The sequence below is a fragment of the Elioraea rosea genome, from assembly GCF_007644105.1.
Classification (GTDB): domain Bacteria; phylum Pseudomonadota; class Alphaproteobacteria; order Acetobacterales; family Acetobacteraceae; genus Elioraea_A; species Elioraea_A rosea.
Map to the genome: position 1 here is coordinate 1 of NZ_VFAC01000077.1, position 5,429 is coordinate 5,429.

Annotated in this window: 5 protein-coding genes; all 5 read right to left on the minus strand. The window is 73.3% G+C overall.

All coding sequences use genetic code 11. From position 1 onward, the window contains the following. The coding region (locus FIF60_RS21210) for a hypothetical protein (protein WP_144300280.1) at positions 1–291 on the minus strand (291 nt) is incomplete at its 3' end. Next, on the minus strand, positions 288–1,256 hold the full coding sequence (locus FIF60_RS21215; protein WP_144300281.1) for an MlaD family protein: 969 nt from the start codon (positions 1,254–1,256) through the stop codon (positions 288–290). The genes FIF60_RS21210 and FIF60_RS21215, both read right to left, overlap by 4 nt. Then, complete coding sequence (locus tag FIF60_RS21220) at positions 1,253–1,954, minus strand: ATP-binding cassette domain-containing protein (RefSeq protein ID WP_144300282.1); 702 nt, start codon at positions 1,952–1,954, stop codon at positions 1,253–1,255. The genes FIF60_RS21215 and FIF60_RS21220 overlap by 4 nt, the downstream gene beginning before the upstream one ends. A gap of 4 nt (positions 1,955–1,958) precedes the next feature. Next, positions 1,959–2,801, minus strand: coding sequence for an MlaE family ABC transporter permease (locus tag FIF60_RS21225; protein WP_144300283.1), 843 nt, complete (start codon positions 2,799–2,801; stop codon positions 1,959–1,961). Continuing rightward, the gene (locus tag FIF60_RS21230) at positions 2,798–5,230 is read right to left on the minus strand and encodes a cache domain-containing protein (RefSeq protein ID WP_144300284.1); all 2,433 of its coding nucleotides are present in this window, start codon (positions 5,228–5,230) and stop codon (positions 2,798–2,800) included. The genes FIF60_RS21225 and FIF60_RS21230 overlap by 4 nt, the downstream gene beginning before the upstream one ends. Positions 5,231–5,429 lie beyond the last annotated feature (199 nt).

A 5,429-nucleotide genomic window follows, 5' to 3' on the forward strand; every position in this document is an offset into this window, starting at 1 on the left:
GTCGGCGCGGGCCTGTGCGGCGGTCGCGCGCGCCGCCTCGTTGCGCGCGAGGCGCAGTTGCGCTGCGGCGAGGCCTGTCGCGTTGTCGGCGATGGCGCCTGCGTCGTCGCGCGCGTAGGAGCGCGTCAGCGCCTGCTGGAACAGTTCTGCCGCCTGCTCGGGCCGCTCCTGCTGCCAGGCGGCAAGCGCTGCGCGGGAGGTTCGGGCGAGCGCGGGGTCCGGCGGGTCGGGCGGCACCGCGCCGCCGCAGGCGCAGAGCACGAGCAGCGCGAGGATCGGTGCCCGCCTCATGGCCGCACCTCGCGCGGCGGCACGCGCTCCTCCTCCACGGTCCCCCGCCCGCCGCCGAGGATCGGGTTGGCGCGAAGTGCTGCGAGAAGGCGCTCGAGCTCGAGCGAGGCCTGCTGAACCTGGGTGAGCAGCCCGGGCAGCACGGCTGTGGCGGAGGCGACGTCCCGCGTGATGCGGGGCGCCTGCGGCGAGGCGGCGGCGAGGTCTGCGGTGATGCGCCGTGCATTCTGCAGCGAGGTCTCGGCAAGGTCGATCAGCCGCGGCAGGCCCTCCGCCGCCGTGCCTGCCGAGCCGACCGCGCGGCGCACATCGAGCACGGCGGAATTCGCCTCCGCGAGCGTCCGGTCGAGCTGCGCGGCGGCGGTCTCGAGCTCGCGCGCGAGCGTGTCGTCGACGAGAAGACGCCCGACCGTGCCCTGGCCCTCGTTCACGCGTTCGACCGTCTCGGCCGTCGCGCGGGCGATGCGGCCAACGTCATCGATCATCGGCACGAGCTTGGCGCGCAGCTCCTCGATGAGCTGGCCGAGGCTCTCGCTCGTGCCCTGCTCGCGCGTCACCTCCAGCACCGCATAGTCCCAGTCGAGCGGGTCGCCGGTGCCGCGCGTGATCTCGAGGAAGGCCGCGCCGGCCACGCCGAACTGCCGACGGATGAACACGCGGCTGTCGCGGCGGACGAAGGTGTCCATGCCCTCGCTCAACCGCACATCGGCATAGAGCTGCTGCCTTGGGTCGATCACGATGCGCCGCACCTCGCCCGCGCGCGTGCCGAGCACCTCGACCTGCGCTCCGGCCGAGAGCCCGCCCGTGCCGTCCGGAGGCAGCAGCACGCGAAGCGTCAACGCCGGGGTCAGCAGCGGGCCGAGCACGCCTGCCTGCAGCACCGCGGCGACCAGAAGCGCGGCCGCGGCCAGAACGAGCCCGCCGACCCATTCGTTGACGTGGCGCATCGGCGCGGGGCCGTTCACGCCGCGATCCTTCCGAGCGGAATGAGCGCGCCATGCACTAGGCGATAGCGCGCCGTTGCCGGCACGGTCCGGTCGAGGGCGACCGCGATGCTTTCCGTGAGCCACAGCACCGCGCCGCCACGGTCGCGCACCGCCCGCACCGCCTCCATCAGCGCGGGAAGAAGGTCTGGCCCGTCGATCGCGGTCGGCTCCTCGAGCACGACGAGCGCGGGCGCGTTCAGGAAGGCGCGAACGAGGCCGGCGCGGTGGAGGTCGGCCACGGGGAGCCCGCCCGGCGCGCCGGTCGGCAGGCCCGGAAGGCCGAAGGCGATGGCTAGCCTCGCTGCCTCCTCGCGCAGCCCGCCCACGCTCCGGGCAGTATGGTAGAGCGGCGCGAGCAGGATGTTCTCCTCGATCGTCAGCTCGGGCAGCCAGGCGCCGCGCGCGAAATGGCGGCCGATGCGGCCCCGCATCGCCGCGGCGTGCTCCGGCGGAACCTCCTGCCAGTCGCGCCCCTGGAACTGGATGGTGCCCGAGGCAGGCGCGTTGAGCCCTGCCGCCGCCTCGGCGAAGGCCTGGCGCCGACGCGGCCCGCGCAGATCGGCCGTGACGAGCGCGCCCTGCGCCACCGACAGCGTGACCGGCACGGTAAGGCCGCCGCCTGGCTCGATCGCAAGTCGCGCGTCGCGGAACTCGAGAACGGGTGTGTGGCCGTCCATCCGCTCAGAGAACCATGCTCACGACGCCGGAGGCGAGGAGGCTGGCGAGCACCATGAGCGCGAAGCCCTGCGGCAGGAGATGGGTCGGGCTTGCGGAGAGCCGGGGCGAACCGAACACAAGCCCGCAGGCGACGAGCGAGACGACGAGCCCGATCAGCACCCCCTTGAGGGGCAGCAGGACGAAGTTCGACGCGCCCATCGACCGCATCACGTTGCCCAGGAAATCGGGCAGGCTGAGCGCGACGGGGTTGAGCAGCGCGGCAACCGCCCAGCCGGCGAGCAGGGCGGCGGCAACGAAGATGATCGTGAGCGTCAGCCCCGCGACCGCGGAGGCGATCACACGCGGCATCACAAGAAGCAGGAGCGGCTCGACGCCCTGCGCATCGAGCGCCGCGACACGGCCCTCGCGCACATGCCCGCCGAGAATGATGAGCGTCGCCGTGCCCGTGCGCCCCAGCACCAGAAGCCCGACCACGACGGGGGCGACCTCGCGCACCAGGATGGTCGTCAGGAGCGGGCCGATCAGCGTTTCCTGCCCGACGGAGCCAAGCCAGTACAGCGCCTGGAACACCATCCCGATGCCGACGAGCACTGCCGCGACGAGCGTGGCGGGAAGGGCGCGCACGCCGGCTTCGTGGATCGCGAGCATCAGCGCCGTCCGCACGGGCCTGCGCCAGGAGCGCGGCCTGGCCGCGTGCGCGGCGACTGCCGCGCCAAGCCCCGCGACGAAGGCGACCCAGCGCGCCGCGGCGATCGTCGGCGCACCGACCGAGGCGAGAACCCGCCTGACGGACCGGCCTATCCTTACGCGGCCTGGCGCCGCCCCGGCCAGGACGGCCTCGCTCATGCCTTGCCGGCGAGCAGGAAGGTCGCCACCTCGCCGGCGCCGCCAACCCAGTAGCGGCCGCGCGGGCGGAGCGCGAAGTGCTCGCCGAGGCGCGCCTGCACGCTCTCCGACACCTGCACCGTGCCGCGCGGCGCCGACGCGGCGAGGGCCTCCGCCGCCCGCACCGCCTCGCCCCAGATGTTGTAGGTGCGCACGCCCTGGCCTACGCCGCTGCCGATGACGGGCCCCGTGGCGATGCCGATGCGGAACCCCAACGGCAGGTCGAGCGAGGCGAACAGCTCGGAGCAGCGTTCGGCGATGTCGAGCGCGAGCGCGGCGATCACGCCCGGCGCCTCGGCCGCGCGGTCGCCGAAGCCGTCTGCGAGGATCATCGAGGAGCCGACGACGCGCTGATAGGCGATGCCGCTCTCGTGCGCCGCCTGCTGCACGATGCGCACGACCTGGTCGGCGAGCGGGCAGCCGCCTGCTTCGGCGACCGGCTCGGCCAGCGCGAGCGGGTCGGCGAGAAGGAGTTCCATTACCGTCACGGTCGGGAACACTTCCGCGGCGAGGCCGCGTTCCGCGAGGCGCTCGGTCGCGCTGTCCGTCGGCCGCTCTGCTGCCTCGGCAGGGGCGGGCGGCACCGTCTCTACCGCGAGCACCCCTGCCCCGGCATCGATCGAGGCGGGGGGAGGGGGAAGGCGCGTCGCGCCCGACGAACCGTATGCCACCTGTCGCGCCGCCGCCGTGCCGAACGAGACCGCCCTGCGCCGTGCCTGCTCCGCGGCGGCGAGCCGGCCCGTGGCGATGCCGGCGATGGCCAGGGAGAAGGCGATCGCCTGGCTTGCGGGCACCTGGCTGCGGTCACGGTCCTCCACCAGGATGGCGCCGATCAGCGCCGTTCCGCGCATCGCCGGAACGCAGAGCACCCCTCTGCTGCCGATGTCGCCGAGCAGGGAGGTGGCGAGCTCCGCGGTGCGCGGATCGGCCGAGGCGTTCTCCACCTCGAACACCTCGCCACGCGCGAGTGCGGCGAACAGGCGTGCATGCTCGGCTTGCTTGAGCCTCTGCCCGCGCACATGCCGCGACGAGACGACGTCGTACATCTCCTCGCAGCGGAGCGAATCGCCTGCCGAGCCGATGCGCCAGATGCTCGCCCGCTTCGCCTCGAGCGTCTCGGCAAGCGCCGCGCCGAGCAGCTCGAGCCCCTCGTCGCGGGCCGGGTCGTACACTGAAGGCGCGCGGCCTAGGCGGGCGAGGACGCGCGCCTGCGCGGCCATGCTCTGGCTCCGCCGCTCGAGCATGCGCTCCATCGTGTCCGCCCGCAGGCCCTGCTGGATCAGGAGCCCCGCAAGGCCGAGCGCGACCAGGACGACGACGGCCCCGACCGCCCCCGTCAGGCGGCTCGCCTTGGCGACGAAGCTGGTGAACTCGCCCTCCGGCACGGTGATCAGGATCGACCACGTCCCGTCGCCTGCCGCGCGGAGGGGCGCCCAGATGGCGATGTGGTCGGTGCCGTCGAGCGCGAAGGTGAACCGGCCATGGCCGTTGATGCGGTGCAGGCTGTAGGCGCGGCTCAGCACCGGGTCGCCGAGGTCGTCGATTCGCGCGCGCACAAGCGCGCCGTCGACCTCCTTCAGCGCGAGCCCCAGCTCGGGATGAGCGACGATCTGGCCAGTGCTGTCGACGATGATGGCGCGTCCTGTCTCGCCGACCTCGAGGCGGTTGAGGAATGCGGAAAGCTCGTCGAGCCGGATATCGGCGCCGAACACGCCGCGGACGCGGTCACCGTCGCGGAACGCGACCGCTGCGGTCACGCCTGGCACCCTGTCGGTGAAGAAGACATAGGGCTCGGTCCAGACCACGCCGGTTCCCTCGACCGCCGCGATGTACCAGGGGCGCGTGCGCGGATCGAAGGTGTCGGCCGGGTCCTCCGTCTCGGAGATGACGTTGCCCTGGGCATCGCGCTGGACGAGGGTGACGCGCCTCGGGCCCGGGTCGGCATTGATCGTCTTGGTGTCGATCCCCCCCTGCTCGTTCCGTCGCTGATAGACGTAGTTGCCGCGCGTATCGGCGAGGGAGACGAGCGCGATGGAAGGAACGGTGCGGATCAGGCTCACGGCCAGCCGCTCGGCATGCTCGCGCGTCACCCCCGAGAGCGGCCCGTCCGCGTAGAGGTCGCTGAGCAGCCTCAGCGCGCGCGAGGCCGGGGCGAGCCAGCTTTCGGCGCGCAGCGCGATCCGCCTCTCGAGGCTCAGCAGGACGTTCTCGGAGAGCGCGAGCGCGCCGCGCCGGTTGTTCTCATATCCAGCGATCAGGAGCCCGATGACGGAGAGGATGAGCAGCGTGGCGGCGCCGACCGGGGCGAAGACACGGCGGAGGCGGCGGCGGGATGCCCGACGCTGCTCGACCGGATCGGCCCCCAGATCGACGATCTCCGCCTCGCTCATGGCCACGATCCTGCGCGCAGGCCATGGCGGGAGGCAAGGCTGGCCGCGGCGGAGGCGGCGTCGGAGGGGAGGGCGGCGGCGGCCTCTCCCCTCCGATGCCCTCAGGCGAAGAGGTCGTCGAGTGCGTAGGTCGTGCCGCCGGCGCGGATGAAGGCGACGCCGAGGAGCGTGTCGGTGCCCTCGTCGCCGTCGCCGAGGT